The sequence below is a fragment of the Carboxylicivirga caseinilyticus genome, from assembly GCF_050589785.1.
GTDB lineage: Bacteria > Bacteroidota > Bacteroidia > Bacteroidales > Marinilabiliaceae > Carboxylicivirga > Carboxylicivirga caseinilyticus.
Map to the genome: position 1 here is coordinate 42,094 of NZ_JBNGOX010000036.1, position 17,017 is coordinate 59,110.

General features: G+C 35.2%; 12 protein-coding genes. 5 read left to right on the forward strand and 7 right to left on the reverse strand.

Annotated elements, in window-relative coordinates; translation table 11 throughout:
* The first annotated feature begins 35 nt into the window (after positions 1-35).
* Positions 36-2,159 (forward strand): trypsin-like peptidase domain-containing protein, encoded by a 2,124-nt coding sequence (locus ACRD62_RS16720; RefSeq protein WP_430821267.1) that lies wholly within the window; start codon positions 36-38, stop codon positions 2,157-2,159.
* Here ACRD62_RS16720 and ACRD62_RS16725 read toward each other — a convergent pair.
* From ACRD62_RS16725 to ACRD62_RS16745, 5 genes are read right to left on the reverse strand one after another with little or no spacing between them, the layout of a single operon-like run.
* Positions 2,156-3,112 (reverse strand): DUF4465 domain-containing protein, encoded by a 957-nt coding sequence (locus ACRD62_RS16725; protein WP_430821268.1) that lies wholly within the window; start codon positions 3,110-3,112, stop codon positions 2,156-2,158. The genes ACRD62_RS16720 and ACRD62_RS16725 overlap by 4 nt on opposite strands.
* Positions 3,113-4,516, reverse strand: a complete 1,404-nt coding sequence (locus ACRD62_RS16730) for a redoxin domain-containing protein (RefSeq protein ID WP_430821269.1) — start codon at positions 4,514-4,516, stop codon at positions 3,113-3,115. It lies immediately after the preceding gene.
* Positions 4,517-4,557: 41 nt separating this feature from the next.
* Positions 4,558-5,451, reverse strand: a complete 894-nt coding sequence (locus ACRD62_RS16735) for a glycosyltransferase (RefSeq protein WP_430821270.1) — start codon at positions 5,449-5,451, stop codon at positions 4,558-4,560.
* 2 nt (positions 5,452-5,453) lie between these two features.
* A complete protein-coding gene (locus tag ACRD62_RS16740) occupies positions 5,454-7,232 on the reverse strand; it encodes an aminopeptidase P family protein (RefSeq protein ID WP_430821271.1) in 1,779 nt (592 codons plus the stop codon).
* Between the two features lies 1 nt (position 7,233).
* A complete protein-coding gene (locus ACRD62_RS16745) occupies positions 7,234-8,301 on the reverse strand; it encodes a hypothetical protein (RefSeq protein WP_430821272.1) in 1,068 nt (355 codons plus the stop codon).
* Positions 8,302-8,620: 319 nt separating this feature from the next.
* Between ACRD62_RS16745 and ACRD62_RS16750 the strand changes: the two genes are divergently transcribed.
* Positions 8,621-9,103 carry a hypothetical protein gene (locus ACRD62_RS16750; protein WP_430821273.1) on the forward strand — a complete coding sequence of 161 codons (483 nt, stop codon included), beginning with the start codon at positions 8,621-8,623 and terminating at the stop codon, positions 9,101-9,103.
* A complete protein-coding gene (locus ACRD62_RS16755; protein WP_430821274.1) occupies positions 9,060-11,102 on the forward strand; it encodes a TonB-dependent receptor in 2,043 nt (680 codons plus the stop codon). The genes ACRD62_RS16750 and ACRD62_RS16755 overlap by 44 nt, the downstream gene beginning before the upstream one ends.
* Before the next feature lie 160 nt (positions 11,103-11,262).
* Here ACRD62_RS16755 and ACRD62_RS16760 read toward each other — a convergent pair whose 3' ends face one another.
* Positions 11,263-13,098, reverse strand: a complete 1,836-nt coding sequence (locus tag ACRD62_RS16760) for a peptidase U32 family protein (protein WP_430821275.1) — start codon at positions 13,096-13,098, stop codon at positions 11,263-11,265.
* A gap of 127 nt (positions 13,099-13,225) precedes the next feature.
* Here ACRD62_RS16760 and ACRD62_RS16765 point away from each other — a divergent pair, with 127 nt between their 5' ends.
* Positions 13,226-15,004, forward strand: a complete 1,779-nt coding sequence (locus tag ACRD62_RS16765) for an SLC13 family permease (RefSeq protein ID WP_430821276.1) — start codon at positions 13,226-13,228, stop codon at positions 15,002-15,004.
* Between the two features lie 4 nt (positions 15,005-15,008).
* On the opposite strand, the gene ACRD62_RS16770 is transcribed toward ACRD62_RS16765, so the two are convergent.
* Complete coding sequence (locus ACRD62_RS16770) at positions 15,009-15,728, reverse strand: hypothetical protein (RefSeq protein WP_430821277.1); 720 nt, start codon at positions 15,726-15,728, stop codon at positions 15,009-15,011.
* Positions 15,729-15,784: 56 nt separating this feature from the next.
* Here ACRD62_RS16770 and ACRD62_RS16775 point away from each other — a divergent pair, with 56 nt between their 5' ends.
* Positions 15,785-16,918, forward strand: a complete 1,134-nt coding sequence (locus tag ACRD62_RS16775) for a carboxypeptidase-like regulatory domain-containing protein (RefSeq protein ID WP_430821278.1) — start codon at positions 15,785-15,787, stop codon at positions 16,916-16,918.
* The last annotated feature ends 99 nt before the right edge of the window (positions 16,919-17,017 follow it).

Below are 17,017 nucleotides of genomic sequence, written 5' to 3' on the forward strand. Positions count from 1 at the left end.
CGAAACTTTTCAATGGATTAATTGTAAAATGAAGTATGTTAAGAAAATTATTTTTGGCACTGCTTTTTGTAAGTAGTATTTCAATATATGCACAAATATCGCATGGAGGTTCTCCTTCTGATATCATACCTGTTAAATCTGTTCAATTAATTGGTGAACCTGCTATTATCGCCTTAAAAGATGAATCAGTTATAGAGAACGGACCATTAAGGTATGCCTATCCAATTTATACAGATTATACTCCACTTAATTCGGGTAGCTGGTACGATTTAGGAAATGGTACATTAATATGGCAAATAGCACTAAGTTCAGATGCTGCCAAAAGCTTAAGTGTCAATTTTAGTCGTTTTAAATTAACAGATGGAGGAAAAGTCTTTATTTATAATAATGACAGATCTTTAATCTTAGGAAGTTTTACCAGTGATAATAATAAGAAATCAGGAAGATTATCTACTTCACCCGTTCCTGGTGATAAAATCATTGTTGAGTTACAAACACCTCAGAAAACTGCTGACAAGCAAGAGCTAGTTATTAGTGAAGTTTATCACGACTTTTTGGGAATAAACGATTATCTGAAAAATAATATTCATTTTGGATTATCTGGTGAATGTAATGTGAATGCGACATGTGATGCACGTATCCCAGAGGAAATTAGACGTTCTGTTGTTAAATACATAACCAATGGATTTTTGTGTTCAGGTACTCTTGTTAATAATACCAATAATGATGGTGAGCCATATTTTCTTACTGCAGCGCATTGTGTTATTAATCAAAGCGAAGCTGAAAATATGGTGTTCTATTTCAATTTTGAATCACCTTCATGTATAGATTCTATTGCAGGTACTGATCAGCAACAATTAAGTGGAGCAGATTTTATGGCTGGTGTTGAAAATATGGATTTTTCACTGGTTAGATTATCTTCTCAACCTCCGACATCCTATCGACCATACTGGGCTGGTTGGGATCGTTCAACTTCGATATCAGATGCGGTTTATAGTCTGCATCATCCTGAAGGTGATGTAAAAAAAGTATCCTGGTCGGGTGGGGGACCCGAAGCCACCACATTTAGTGCCTTTGGATTTATAACAGATGGTCATTGGTTAATTTCTGATTGGGTGAGTGGTACAACTGAAGGAGGATCCTCTGGAGCTGGATTATTTACGCAGGATAATAAATTAATTGGTACTCTCTCTGGTGGGTATGCATCCTGTGCTTATCAGCACGATGATTATTATGCGCGTTTAAATAAGGCTTGGGATACCCAATCTGATCCAGCAATGCAATTAGCATACTGGCTTGATCCTTCCAATTCAGGTGTGCTTTCAATAGATGGTTTGGATTTTTATAACAACGAAGTAGAAAGAGTCACATTCTCAAATGATGAGTTGACTCCTGTGTTACATTATAGCAATGAATTTACTGGCCCTTGGTCAGGTACAAACGATAGAGGTTATGATGGTTTTGCTCAGTATTTTTATGATTATAGTTCAGTAACCATTGAAGGAGTTTATATTGTTCCTGCAATATGCGATTATTCAACCTCTACAAGTATTAATGTGAAAATTTGGAATAGCATTGGTGGAACGCCTTCTGATGTAGTATTTGAGAAATCAGGAATTACGCTTGCTCAAATGAAACGTCGCGAATACCTGGTTGAATTACCTCAACCAGTACAAATAAATGGGGAGTTTTTTATAGGAATTGAATTGAATAATCCTGCCAGTTCTGATACCATTGCCTTGTATAATGTTGAGAAAAACATTGGGAGCTTTACCAAAAACAGAGCTTTTATGCGTGAAAACGGAAGTTGGAAAGGTTTTGATGAACTTTATCCAACCGGAGAGAAAGGTGCCTTTTGGATTGATTTTCTGGGTTCGAATATGCAGTTATCTACTGAAGTCGACACGCTACTTGAAACACAGGTTACAGTGAAACCAAATCCCGCCAGGGGAGGATATGTAAATTATGCAACCAACATGGAGCATTTATCAAGTATAGAGTTATATACGGTAAATGGTGCCCTGGCTTATGTATATAAAAGAAATGGTGAGAAAAGTGATAAGTTGGCTCTTCCATCTTCCATACAACAAGGGTTGTATATTATGGTTTTTAATAATTCTGTAAGTTCAATTCCTAAGAAGGTATTGATATTTCCTTAGTTATTAATTTTTAAATTGTCAAAGCAAAAATATTTTGGCATCGTGTAATCAGATGATGTATCCATCGAAGAGGTTAATTGAAAGGATATCGAATAAACATCACCAAGTGGATTAAGATCAACTGTTTTCCATGTTGTTACTATATATCTTTCTGTTGATTTTGGATACTGATAATCTGCTAGATAAAAGTCAATTGAACTTATAATAGTATTAGATTCATCATATCCGTTAATGGTAAGCAGGTAATAGTCAATGGTGTCTTTCTTTTCAAAGCCTCCAATCATCGTGCTATAAGCAAGGGTTGTGTTGTTAACTTCCATTGATTTTAGTGAATGAGCTTGACCATCTGAGAATGTGATTTTATGCAAAATCTCATCGGATTGTTTAAAAACTCCGAAGTTCTCTGACGATTCAGCTCCTGATGTATTATAAACACTAAACTGATTACTTAATTTAGTAGAAGTTTTGTCTGTTTTATTGCTAACAGCAAAGCCACTCCAATCAATATTATTTCCGTTATAATTATTACTAAATTGGATATGTTTAAAAGAAATATAGCCTTCTGTAGAATAATAATAGAAACCACTATCTTCTAAAAATTCATTTTCCTCAAAAGTGCAAAAATCAATTGCGTGTACAGGAATTTTCATACTGTCAGAACCTGATGGCGTTGAAACTATGAAGGTAAAGTCATAAGTTCCATAATCATATCCTTTAAATAAAAAGTCTTTTTCTGTTGAAATAGTTTCACCATTTAATTGCCAGTCGTAAGAAGATGAGATGTCGTATATTATTTTGGGTTCGATGGTGTATGTGCTATCAATATCAACGTCAATACCCTCCTCATCCATATCAAGATAAATAGTTGGCTCAGGGATGACTTTGTCATCATTAAGACAGGAAGCAATAATAAGACTTAATGCAATAAACGTAGCTATTAAATATACTCTCATCTATAAATTATTAAAATGATGATCTAGAAATCCTGGAATTTGTTCAACTCCTAAACGTTTGGCTAAAATCTTCTTATCCTTATCTAGTATATAGATTACTGGAGTACTGTAAATATCGTAATTATTTCGGTAGCCACTTTGGTTATATGGATCGTATAAATGAATCCATTCCTCCAATTGGTGTTCTGTAATAAAATCAACCCATTCTTCTTTGTTGTTTTGAGTGTAAACAGCTACAATTTTGATTCCTTTATCAGCATATTTTTGCCACACTTCTTCGTACAGTTTAGGTATCTCTTTTTTACAATGCCCACATTCAGGTTCCCAAAAAACAAGTATAGTAAAAGGAGCTCTAATTTCGCTTAGTCTGAAATGTTGTTCATTATAAGACTGCATTTTAAAGTCGGCTGCTACCTTATTCAAAAGCGTTGGTTTAATTTTATCGACTCTTTCTCTAAGTTTTGTCAGAAACTCTTCATCAACCCAGTCGGCTCTGCCGTTGAGGTAATAGGCATCTGCCATATCAACCATCACAGCGTCCATTCCCATTGTTTTACTTTCGTTTGCCCAGTTAAATAAATATTGAATAAGGTATTTCTCCATTTCAGGATTACCTTCAGCTGCAGCAATCATTTTATGACAACCAATCATGATTGTATCCGGAATGACCAAAACCTGAGATAAATATCTGTCGATTTTTTCAGTAAAATAAGGCGTGCGAAGTAGACGAGAGTCAGACAGATCCAGGTTGTCAAAGTAATGAGCTTTGTAGTAATTAAATCGCATTCGTTGCACTTCCTGTTCCGGATTTGCACTTCCTGCAGGCGCTTCCATCTCGGGTACATCAATTTCTTGTATTCCCTTTAAGAATAAAGCTAAAAAGGTATTAGGATTATTTTGGATGGTTTTTATGGCTTTTTGTTTTACTTCATCTCCAAAACCTTGCAATTTACTGGATAAATCTTTTTTCTCACCTTCGTCTGTTGTTTCCTTAAGTTTATCCTGAATACTTTTGGCTTCAAGCTGCTTATTTCGGAGAAATTTTTGATAATCTAAAAAGTTTACACTCTCATCAGATCCTTTAATTTCCAGATTTGCTAACAGATCATCAGTAGATGTTTTGATTGAAAAAGTTTGATCCTCACCAATTAAGACATCAAAATATTGGTCACTGTTTAAATATACTATGTAAACACCTTGTTTAATGGGTTCTTTTTTATCAATTAAAAACCTCCCCGATGAATTAGCTGGAATAGTATCTTCAACAAACATTTGTTTGTTGAAATAATACCCCAGAATGATAGTGTCTTTATTAAATTCATTTATTTGAATATCAATTTTGCAAGATTGACTGTATGTGTATGAACTTATTATTAGTGTGAATAGCAGTAATATATTTCTCATCTTAATATTTGTAAAGAAGATATTGGTTAATAATTATGCTGTTATTTTAATCTGTTTACCAAATATCCTAATTTATAAAAGTCATATAAAAAGAGATTTGGATTATGTTTCTTTAATTGAATGATGATTCTTGGTTTTGTAATTTTAAAAATAACTGAAATAAGTGATTTTAGTTTTAATGCTTCAATTAATTTAAAAATTCTTAAGACTTTAATTCGTTTAAACATCAGACTATCATTTGAATGATAATTCTTTAAAAGTATTAAGGTCTCAAGTCGTTGCTCTGATTTTGTTATAAACTCATCGTTATTTTCCAATCCCAGATGAATGACTGCGTTGTCGATGTGCTCAATTACTATTTTGTTTCTTTCAAGTTCAATGCCAAACATTGTGTCTTCATGTCCCGATCGTTCAATCTTATCATTGAATTTTACAATATTGAATATTGCTCTTTTTATCAGAAAATTGTTAGACATGAAGCTTTTATTAGGTACTTTATTTCGCTGTAGTGCAGAAAAGTCTTCACGATATCGACCAACCTTCCAGCGCAATGATAAATCTGGATCGGGTAAACTGGAAGGATGAATTCGTCCTCCACAAATAATTGAATAATCAGTTTCAAAGAAATATTTATACTTATTTAAGTAGTCATCTGGTATTCCTGAATCACTATCAATGAATAAAAGATTATCAAATCTGGCTTTATGAGCTAATTCATTTCTTATAGCGGCACTACCCAGATTCTTTTTCAGTTCAACATAGTTTACCGATTGTAGATCTGCCAGAGAGCGATTCTTTACTTTGAAGATATCCAGGGAACCATCATCGAAGATGCATATCTCAACTTCAATATTTTCTTTGTTTGCCTGATCAATTAACCTTATTACTAAAGTTCTAACATCGACATTATAAACAGGAATACAAATTGAAAGCATGTCTATATTTCCTTAGTCTTTTCGATTAACCAATTTTTGTCTGATTCACTAAGGTATTCTGATAATGCTTCACGTACATTTTTGTGATAGTTATTAAGCCATGCTTTTTCAGAAATAGTCAATAGTTCTGTATCAATAGCATTAAGGTCAATAGGGCAAAGAGTTAAGGTTTCAAACTTAAGGAATTCACCAAACTCAGTTGTTTGATCCGGTACACAAAGTATCAGGTTTTCAATTCTTATTCCATATTTGCCGGTTCGGTATAGTCCTGGTTCATTTGATGTTACCATTCCTTCTTCAATGATTATTCCATTGTCTTGCGGACGGATGCTTTGTGGCCCTTCATGAACATTCAAGAAATGACCAACACCATGACCTGTTCCATGTCCGTAATTCAATCCACCTGTCCATAAAGCCTGGCGAGCTAATATATCAAGATGCACTCCTCTGGTACCTTTAGGAAAAACAGCCTGATCTAATGCGATGTGTCCTTTTAAAACTAAAGTAAAATCTTTTTTCTCCTGGTCATTTAGAGGACCTAATGCTATAGTACGTGTAATATCTGTAGTTCCTTCAAGATATTGACCTCCTGAATCAACCAGATAAAAGCCTCTTGGTTCAATTTTTGAAGCTGTTGTTTTGTCAACTGAATAATGAACAATGGCTCCGTTGGCAGCATAACCACTAATGGTCGTAAATGAATCACCCATGTAGTTTTCCTGCATTGATCTGAATGAACTAAGTTTCTGAGCAACTTTATATTCATCCAAGTCTTCATCTCCAACTGCATTTTCTAGCCAATGTAAGAATTGAACCATCGCAACTCCATCTTTTTTCATTGCTTTTTTGATATTCTCAATTTCTACACTGTTTCTGCGCGATTTTAATTGAGTTATCAAACTGGCTTGTTCAATTTTGGCAGCTTGCGAAGGCAGATGACTAAAAATGGAACTATTGGCACGGTCCGGGTCAATAAGTATAATACTATCCTGTAGCATGTCTTTTATAAATTCATAAAAGTCACTGTATAAGTATACTTTAATATCTTCCTGAGCCAGCTGTTTGCCAATATTAGAGGTTAATTTGTGCGGATCAATGAATAGGTTAACCTGATTTTCGGTAATGATTAAGTAGGAATGAAAAACCGGGTTGTATGCAACATCTTTACCACGGAAATTTAGAGCCCAGGCAATTTCATCCAAAGAGGCAATAACATAGTGAGTTGCCCCTTTTTCTAACATCATTCTGCGTATTAACTCAATTTTTTCTTTTCGGCTAAGTCCACAGTATTTTGTTTCTAATTCATAAATACCATCTTCTGGAATGGGTGGTCTGGCTTCCCAAACATCTTCTTCAAGGTATACTTTCCCGTCTATGCGAATATCAACTTTTTTGAGTGTTTTGGCTAAATCTCGATAGGCATTAACAGTTATTGTTTTGCCATTAATACCAACAATACAACCAGGGTGAAGATTAACTGTCAGCCATTCTTTATAATCAGGTGTGTCTGATTCACCCATTCGATACAAATCGATTCCAGAATCTATCAACTGTTGTTCGGCTTGTAAGAAATATCGTGAATCAGTCCATAAACCGGCTTGTTCCTGACTTACAACCAAGGTTCCTGCCGAACCGGTAAAACCCGATAACCATTCACGAAATTTCCAGTGGTCAGCCAGATACTCGCTTAAGTGCGGGTCGCTACTGGTTACAATATAAGCATCTACTCCAATGGTAGCCATGAAATTTCTTAACTTGAATAAGTGATCGGCAGCTGACATATTAGTATGTTTTTATTGTTAAATCAGAATTTTTATTGAAAAGTATAAGTTGGCCAGTGGTTATATTATCAGAATTAATAATACCTGAAAACGACTGTTTGGTGCCTTCTTTTAGTATTTGCAATTTGTTTTTGTCGGGATGATTTATTGTACCATTAGTAACCTCACCATTAATTACGTATGAATAATTGACTGGTAAAGAAAGAATGGTGTTTGCCATTTGGTTGGAGATGGATAATTGCGAAAGAAGTGCCCCAGAATTAACCATCAGTTGACCTCTGTCAATTTCAAAAAAACCATAGTTATTGAGTTTTTTGCAGTTAACAATTAATTGCTTACCTGTTACCTTTAAACTGTCACTCTGGTTAACGTTAATTCTATCGGTATTAGAATTTAAACTGATACTTTTTGCATCGTCAATTTTAAAAAGGGAATATTCACTTTTAAAATTCATCTGCATCATTTTATCTGCAGTAATGGTGCAGTTATTTAGTTTTCCATCAATTGCATTACACGATTCAAATTTAGCCTCTACAAAATTCAGGTTAAAAGTATGTGCAAGTTTATTGTTGGAATTTATCAGATGCATATTGCCATAATCCTGTTGTAAATTAATTTTGCCATCAATATTCTGAATTAACACATCACCCAGGTTATTGCTTATCTGAAGCATCATTTTTTTAGGTAAACTAATGTTGTAATCAATACTGAAAGGAAAATTTGAAAAAAACTCATCATCAAACTGTGTGCGGAAAATAAGCATGCCTGATCTGTCGGCTCTTTCAATGGATATAAAGCGCAATACTTCCTCTGCAGAGTTACTACCAGGAGCCTGAACATTTATCAAAGTTTGAACTTCAATTGTATCTCGATCCCATCCATTAATGGTTATATTGCCGTGTTGGTTGGTTATCTTTAAGGTTGTGTAATGGCCTGCGTCAAACTCAAGTATTTCTCTAATGCCATAACCATCACCTGTTTTTGCATAATCCTGTGCAGTAACTTTAAAGCTACAAAAAAGTGCAGTAACTATAAGACTAAATAATATTTTATGAAGTTGATTCATCATATCTTTCAATGTTCAGATGGCTAATTTAAGCAAAATAACAAGGCTTTTAAAATGCGTTCTGCTTAACTTTATTCTTTGGTCTTGGAAGAAATGGTAGGATTTAAAAATGATTGTTGAATAAGCCTCTTATTTCTAATTGTTACTCATACTTAATTAATGTTGTTTGTTAAAAAGTGAATTATTTTATTGAAAGACTTTATTGTATTATGCAAGTATGTCATGTTTACACTGTAGTTTGAACTTAACTAATAGTTTGTGAGATGAATGGATCTTTACTATGAGACATTAAAAATAAACTTATCTTTGTTGCCTGTAATAAATGAGTCAACAAAAGAAACATATCGTCCCAACCAGACTTCGCTTCAGCCAATGGAGTCGGAAGAACTGGGCAGTCTTTCATAGCCTGGGAAGAGAGGTTTCAATTGGTCATATCGATGTGCCTGTTATTGGTCAGGCTCTACGTAAAAGCTCTTCGTCTGGAGCTATCCTTTTAAATGAATATGCTCTGGATGTTGATTTTGAAAGTGATCTGGAGGAAGATTTGATTTTGCCTGCGTTAGTTAGTTTGTTAACTGTTTTTTTATTTTCAGTATTAGCTGTTGATCTACCGTCCCTTTGTGGGGAAATATCATTAGAACATATATTATTTTTTAACCTGTCTTTAACAGTGTTAAGTATGAATTTATCTGCTTCGGTATGGAAGCGGAAAGATATTCTATTGTCTATTATTTACCATTCTATATTATATCTATTTAATTATGAAAAGAAAAGTAATGTTTTCGCAAAACGTCATTTCATTTAAACATTGGTTGGGAAGAAGTTATGCCATCTTCAGCAGTATGCATAAGTTGGTTCGTATTGGAACGTTATTGGCAGTTTATTTAAGCTGGTTTGGGTTAAAAGATACACTTGCACAAACTGATACTACATCGATGAATAAGAAAATTAATCTTGAAGAAGTGGAAGTGACAGCGCGTCGCTCAACAGCCGTCTACTCAGAGGTTGGACGTGTATTGCAAGTGATAACCCGAAAGGAAATTGAAGAACTGCCGGTTTATAGTGTTCAGGATCTGTTGCGTTATGCCATGAATGTGGATGTTCGTCAACGTGGTCCTTTGGGCACACAGGCAGATATCAATATCCGGGGTGGATCGTTTGATCAGGTAATGGTACTTTTTAACGGTATCAATATCACAGATCCTCAGACGGGACATCATAACCTTAATCTCCCGGTTGATATGCAAAGTATCGAACGGGTTGAGATACTTGAAGGCCCAGGTGCAAGAGTATATGGTCCCGGTGCTTTTAGTGGAGCCATTAACTTTATAACCGGATCAAAATCATCCAATAATGCTACAATTAATGCCATGGCCGGACAACACGGTTTGTATAATATAACAGCCAATACAACCGTTCAAACCGGAAAATTAAAAAGTTATGCATCAGCAAGTGCTGCTAGCAGTGATGGTTATATTAATAATACCGATTTTAAAAATAATAGTGTTTTTTATCAGGGGTTACTTGATTTTGGTAATGAGAAACTGGATTTTCAGCTTGGATATAATGATAAGGCTTTTGGGGCTAATGCTTTTTACACTGCAGCCTATCCTGAACAATTTGAGCAGACTAAAACAACATTTGCCTCGGTTAAGATGACATCAGGTAGTCGAGTTAAAATAACACCTGCTTTGTATTGGCGACGTCATCAGGATCGGTTTGAACTCTTCAGAAACGAAGCTCCAGGTTGGTATACAAAGCATAACTATCATCTCACTGATGTATATGGAGCAAATGTAAATGTCGTGGTTCCATGGGTATTGGGTAAAACTTCTTTAGGTGGCGAGTTGCGAAGCGAAAATATCTGGAGTAATAATATTGGAATTGATATGGATGACCCTATGGATGTTCCGGGCGAGGATGCTCAATTTACCAAGTCTTATCAGCGTACCAATATGTCAACCTTTCTGGAACACGTTTATACCTACAATAAATTTTCTGTTTCGGCAGGTTTGCTTATGAATTGGAACTCATCATTAGACTTAGGTGTGAATTTCTTTCCGGGTCTGGATATTAGTTACTGGGCTTCATCCAATACAAAGATCTTCGTTAGTATTAATAAGTCATTGCGTTTACCAACTTTTACTGATCTATTTTATGATGGACCAACCAATATTGGAAATCCCGATTTAAAACCGGAAGAGGCTCTTACTTATGAAGGTGGAGTTAAATATATAAATGATTGGTTTAAAGGACAGGTTAGTGCGTTTTATCGTGAATCAGAAAATCTGATCGATTGGGGAAGACTGGAAGGGGAAGTGGAATACAAAACCCGTAATCTGTCCGATATGGATTCATACGGAGTGAACTTACAGGGTGAACTTAATGTAAAAGATTTATGGCAATCATCACCACTTAACTCTATTGACTTTGGTTATTCTTATATAGATCAGGAAAAGAATGCACCTGCTGATTATGAATCGGTTTATGTAATGGATTATTTAAAGCATAAAATAAATATAGCAGCCAATTTTCAGTTGCTAAAGAAACTTAGCGCCGGAATCAATGTGCAGTGGCAGGATCGGGAAGGTGGTTATCGCAAATACATTAGTGCAAGCGAATCGGTTGCTGTTGATTATAATCCATTCTGGTTAACTGATTTGAGGTTACAATGGAGTGAATCCAAATATAAAATCTACGTGGATGCCAGTAACTTCTTTGATGTAACATTTTACGATTTAGGGAATGTTCCTCAACCGGGAAGATGGATTAAAGCTGGTGTACAGGTTAGTTTAGATTGGTAGTAATACCAATAAATAAGACACAAATTGGTCACATGGATATATGCTGCATAGCAGATGCCTGAATGTGGCCAATTTGTGTTTTTAATTTACTTGATAAGTTGTAAGTATTTACATGATTAAGAAAAGATCGACTACTAACTACTGACTAAAAACTAAAATACTAATTCTTCTTAACAACATTCATTTCGCAGGCTTTGCAGTTAAATTCTAAAAGGTAACTGTCCTGCTTATTAAATAAGGTCATTGGCAGCTGTTTTTTTACATCAGGGTGTTCCTTCAGGCATTTTCCAGCCATATACAATAAGCAATGTTTGGTTGTCATTACCTCAAATGAATGCTTAATAGTTTGTTTCTCAAATCCCCATTCGGATTTGTCTACACCATGACGTTCGTAAAACTCTTTTGCTTTAGCATTGGTAATGTTAGCCTTAAAGTTGAGTTGTTGAACAGGATAAGGATGTGATGTCTTCGTAAATTCAATTTTCTTTGGCTGATAGGCTTTTAACCTTTCTGAAGTATGGTTTTCAATGGCCAATCGGCGTAGTTCGTTTAATATAGAGGCAGGAATAAACCAGTAGAATTCATGATTAAGCTGAATCTGATCAACGTAATATGGCGTGTTACCCAGTTTTGTTAACTGATTCTCAGCCTGACTAATCAGACGTTCCTTGTTTTGGGCTGTTTCTTTGGTTTCTAATTCAATAGTTGTAGTTGAACTGATATCATTCTCATCCTTTATTACTAACTGCAAACCTGTTGAAGTTTCAAAAAGTGTCATATTAATCCTGATTCGTCTTTCACTTTCTTTCTGCATTAAGGTTTGTTGAAACGCAACATCATTATTTCGGTAAATTATGGTTCCCTTTTTCAGGCCTTTCATGTCGTTAGGCATTATTTTATTGCCGTTACTTGTATTAACCCTTAATCCCTGAAGGTTTTTATATTGATCAAAAAAACATAATCCATCACCATTAGCAATCTTAATTGACTCATTTAGTTCAAAAAAGTCTTTGCCAATTTTACTTACAACGCCAATGTATTCACCCAAGGCCTTAGGTGTGTCAATCGACCATACTGATTCATCTCTATCGTGTAGATAATAACTTGTAAAACCACGGTTAAAACTTTTTTCAGGAAATGGTTGAAAGTTATTCGAGATTTTACCTGTAGAAGCTTTTTGTAAATCAGTCCGTTTAGCAATAATCTCATCCAGTATCTTGCGGTAATGAGCTGTAATGTTAGCAACATAGTCTTTTGATTTAAGACGACCTTCAATTTTAAATGAAGTGATTCCTGCATCAATCAACTCATCCAGATTCGGAGTTTGATTCAGATCTTTCAACGAAAGTAAGTGCTTGTCTTTGTACAAAAGGTTGCCATCTTTATCTTTTAACGAGTATTTTAATCTACAGGGTTGTGCACACTCACCTCTGTTGGCACTTCTGCCGTTAATAGATGCACTCATATAACACTGACCACTGTAGCAAACACATAATGCCCCATGGATAAAATATTCAAGTGCAACATTTGTCCGGCTGCTAATGTCATTGATTTGCTTAAGTGATAACTCACGAGCCAAAACAACCTGATCAAAACCAGCCTTTTGAAGGAATTCTACTTTCTCTGGGTTTCGATTGTCAGTTTGAGTACTTGCATGAATAGGAATGGGAGGTAGGTCAGTTTCCAGTAATCCCATATCCTGAATTATTATAGCATCTACACCGATGTTATATGCTGAATGAATCAGTTTATTGGCAGCTTCAATTTCATTGTCATTCAACACGGTGTTGATAGCCATGTATATTTTAACGTTAAATAAATGAGCATATTCAATCAATTGTGCAATATCTTCTAAAGAGTTCCCAGCCTGTTTGCGGGCTCCAAAACCCGGACCTCCAATGTAAACGGCATCTGCTCCGTTATTGATAGCTGTTATACCGCATTCAAGGTTTTTAGCCGGTGATAAAAGTTCAATTGATCTGATGTTTTGCTGCATTTATTTCTAACCAAAGCAAACCGAATAAATGAAAAATTCGGTAATTAATTTATAATTTCTATTTTTGTTAGTTACAGGTTTGGCCTGAAACAACGCAAATTTAGCATATTTATTTGACCTCTAACGCATGCAATATTTTGATGTGATCATAGTTTTTGTGGTTATTGCTTTCATCCTTGTGTCCTTATATAAGGAAATAATGGGAGCCGCATTCACATTTTTCGTTGCTGTGATGATTCTTGGTATTTTTAAAATACTTACTCCTACTGAAATTTTAGCAGGCTTTGCCAACGAACAAATAGCAGTAATAATAATGCTCTTGCTTCTGGGTGATGCAATCCGGCAAACATCAGTCATTGAAATTTTCTTTTCCAGGATTTTTCCTGTTTCATCTACTTATCGAAGTTTTTTGGGCAGGATGATGCTGTGGGTTGGTGGTTTTTCAGCTTTTTTAAATAACACGCCGTTGGTGGCCGTTATGATGCCTTATGTACACCAATGGAGTAAGCGGAATGGAGTATCTTCATCAAAACTATTGATTCCACTGTCGTATGCCGCAATTTTAGGAGGTTGTGTAACCTTAATCGGGACATCAACCAACCTAATTGTTGGAGGTATGGTTAATGATCAGGATATTATACCTGATATGCAACCATTGGAAATGTTTGATTTTTTCTGGGTTGGATTTCCAATGTTGGTTATTGGGTTTCTTTACCTTTATTTCTTTAGTTATCGATTGTTACCCGACCGTTCAACGGCTATCGATGACTTTCAGGAGTCAGAACGTAAATATCTGGTAGAGGCCGAAGTACGACGCAATTCCAAGTTAATTGGTAAAACGCTTAAAGAGGCAGACTTAAACGGCAAATACGGTTTGTTATTGGTTGAAATTATCCGTGGTAAACAAACCCTTCAGATATTAAAAGATAGTTTCGTTTTAAGAGAAGGTGATTTGTTGCGTTTTGCCGGTGATAATACTAATGTGGCCAGTCTTCTTTCTGAGAATAGTGACCTAACAGTTCCTTCTGTTGGAATGATGTCGAAGTTGAAGCGGTCTCAGATTGTGGAGATTGTTATTTCGCATAATAGTTCGTTGATAACGAAGCAGATTAAGGAGATTTATTTCAGAGGTAGGTATGACTCTGCCTTATTGGCGATTCATCGGAATGGTGAGCGAATCAGAGGAGCCATTGAAGAAGTAAAATTAAAGGCAGGCGACGTTTTGTTATTATTAGCCGGTGAAAGTTTTACGAGTCATATTCAGAATCAAATTGATTTTTATGTAATCTCTCGTGTTAAGGAGCTACGAAAACCTGAAAGATATAAGATTTGGGTATTGTTTGGTGGAACACTATTAGCCATATTTCTTTCTGCAATCAAATTGGTTCCATTGTTTTTAGGGCTTTTGATTGTGCTTGCTTTGATTAATCTCTTAAGAGTTGTGTCGGCAAAGGACTTACCTAAGAGTATTGATTATAACCTGGGTGTTATCATTGCCTTATCGTTGGCTTTGGGCACAGCAATGATGAAAACAGGTGTTGCTGATATGATTGCCAATTTTGTGATTTCTATCTTCTTACCTTTGGGTCGGATATCATTATTGGTTGGTATTTACCTGATAACATCGGTGTTGGCAGCTTATATTACTAATAAGGCGTCCGTTGCCATTCTGTTTCCAATTTCTATTACTGCTGCTAAAAATCTGGGATTAGATCCAATGCCTTTTGTTTTGGTTGTTTCCTTTGCAGCAGCGGCCAACTTTTTAACTCCAATTGGATATCAGACTAACTTAATGGTTTATGGTCCGGGTGGATACAATTTTAAGGATTTCTTTAAGATAGGATTTCCTTTAACTGTAATTTATATGGTAGTTACAGTTGCTGTTTTAAGCTATATCTATTTTTAAGTTTTTAATAATGCCCCAGTAATTTGGCAATACGGTCGATGTATTTGTTTTTATTCGGGTCAATAGGGTTATTACTGGTTTTGGCAGATAGAAGTTCTTTGCGCAATGCAATAAAGGCATCAGAAATCTCAGTCAGATTTTGTTGACTCTTAACCAGTCGTTGTTCTAGATTTTTTACTTCAGAGGTTTGAGCCTCCAGAGCCTTTGAAATTTCAAATTTCTTAGCATTAGTGTCTGTTAGTTTAGATTTTGTATCACTCAATTCCTGTTGTAAATTTTGGCTTCGTTGTTTAGCCATGCGAATTGAATATTGCAGGTTGGCAGTGTCTCGCTTTAACGCAGTTATTGTTTGAAGTGTTTCTTTAAGTTCTTCTTCAGCTAAATAACCTGCTTTTTCTTTTGCCTTGAATTTACCAAGTGTTTCATTTAATTTCTGATTAAGTTCAGCTGATTGATCTTCCAGTTGGGTTACTTTGATCATCAAATCTGCTATCTCATCAGATCTTAGGGAATTACTCTTACCGAAATCAGTTTTAATTTCTTCAAAATCTTTAATAGCTTGGTTTAGATCGCTTTGTAATTCTTTATTTTCCTTGTTCTTAGTTGTTAAGTCATCAGCAAGTTCATTCTTTTCAAGCAGTAATGCCTCATATTTCTTTTTAGAAACAACACATGAGGTAAATAAAAATGAAAGGGCAAGTAATACGAAAATGTTCTTAAGCATAGCCAAGACTTTAAAAATGATTTTTAATTTTATCAAAATTATAAAAAACTTCTACAATGCAAATTCGAATTTCAAAAGCTGTCGTTTTACTGTTAATGTTTATCTCTGGCTCTGTATTTGCTCAAAATATGACCTTAAAAGGTGTTGTTATCGATGCTGAAACCAATAAACCGGTGGAGTTCGCCAATCTTGGAGTTGTAGGTTCATTTATGGGAACAGCTACTGATTTTAATGGTTTATTTGAACTTACAATAAGTGAGGAGTTTAAAAATTATACCGTAAGAATTTCGGCCGTTGGCTATCTTCCAAAGGAATTAAAGGCCTATGAATTGGTAGGTTCGCAAGGTGTAAGAGTTAAGATGATTCAGCAAAGCTATGGTATCGATCAGGTAGAAGTGATGGCAGAGTCAAAAAGATTATATGGAATTATTAAAACGGCTGCCAATATGATTTCTGATAATTATGAAGGATCTTATGGTTCAAGGGTGTATTTTTCGCAAATAGTTAATGAGAATCAGAAAACAGAGATGGCTTTGAAATTTTTTGATGAGAAAGGGTATGGGGATCGAAGTTTTAGCAATGCATATGAAAATAGGGGCTATGAAGTGCAGGAAGTAAGAAGAAATTTTGAACAGAAACCGATTGTTAAGGGCATGTTGAGGGCTGACGATTTGCTGGAATTTGATATTGTGCGGGTTAGGGGGAATGTGTTGGATGTAAATGTGGTAGATAAGTTTAATTTAGAACTTGTTGAACAAGAAAGCCAAAATATGGATTCGATATGGGTTATAAAGTATAGTCTGGATAATCCTGCTTTTGATGCAACGGGAGATGAACAAGTGATAGACTACAAAGGTGTTATTTATATTTCTTCGAAAGACTATGCGGTTTTAAGAAATGAGCTGGAAGTTAAGAGTAAGGGGTATCATCATGCAGGTCGTAGTTCTGGATTGGTTTCAGAAAAACAGGTATATGAATATAAAGTTGTTACTTCCTATCGTAAGACAAGTAATAATAAATATGCCCTGAGTAAGATCGAATATTCAGGCACAGGTTCTGAGAAGCTAAAAATGGATTGGGTAAGCTATGATTTTACATCAGGTAGTAAAAAGGGGGTTGATCGTACTTATTACTCAACCTCCCAAACGGATGAAGATTTTTGGAAGCGATTTGAAATCCCAAAGAAATAAATAGAAAAGAGGGTGTCCAAAAATTAAACATCAGAACAACGTTAGTTTCAATTTGTAATAAAATATCATTTTATGTCACCCCTAAATCCCCTGAAGGGG

Coding starts and splice junctions, on each gene's coding strand:
- ACRD62_RS16720 (WP_430821267.1), top strand. CDS start 36: ATGTTAAGAAAATTATTTTTGGCACTGCTTTTTGTAAGTAGTATTTCA.
- ACRD62_RS16725 (WP_430821268.1), bottom strand. CDS start 3,112: ATGAGAGTATATTTAATAGCTACGTTTATTGCATTAAGTCTTATTATT.
- ACRD62_RS16730 (WP_430821269.1), bottom strand. CDS start 4,516: ATGAGAAATATATTACTGCTATTCACACTAATAATAAGTTCATACACA.
- ACRD62_RS16735 (WP_430821270.1), bottom strand. CDS start 5,451: ATGCTTTCAATTTGTATTCCTGTTTATAATGTCGATGTTAGAACTTTA.
- ACRD62_RS16740 (WP_430821271.1), bottom strand. CDS start 7,232: ATGTCAGCTGCCGATCACTTATTCAAGTTAAGAAATTTCATGGCTACC.
- ACRD62_RS16745 (WP_430821272.1), bottom strand. CDS start 8,301: ATGATGAATCAACTTCATAAAATATTATTTAGTCTTATAGTTACTGCA.
- ACRD62_RS16750 (WP_430821273.1), top strand. CDS start 8,621: ATGAGTCAACAAAAGAAACATATCGTCCCAACCAGACTTCGCTTCAGC.
- ACRD62_RS16755 (WP_430821274.1), top strand. CDS start 9,060: ATGAAAAGAAAAGTAATGTTTTCGCAAAACGTCATTTCATTTAAACAT.
- ACRD62_RS16760 (WP_430821275.1), bottom strand. CDS start 13,098: ATGCAGCAAAACATCAGATCAATTGAACTTTTATCACCGGCTAAAAAC.
- ACRD62_RS16765 (WP_430821276.1), top strand. CDS start 13,226: ATGCAATATTTTGATGTGATCATAGTTTTTGTGGTTATTGCTTTCATC.
- ACRD62_RS16770 (WP_430821277.1), bottom strand. CDS start 15,728: ATGCTTAAGAACATTTTCGTATTACTTGCCCTTTCATTTTTATTTACC.
- ACRD62_RS16775 (WP_430821278.1), top strand. CDS start 15,785: ATGCAAATTCGAATTTCAAAAGCTGTCGTTTTACTGTTAATGTTTATC.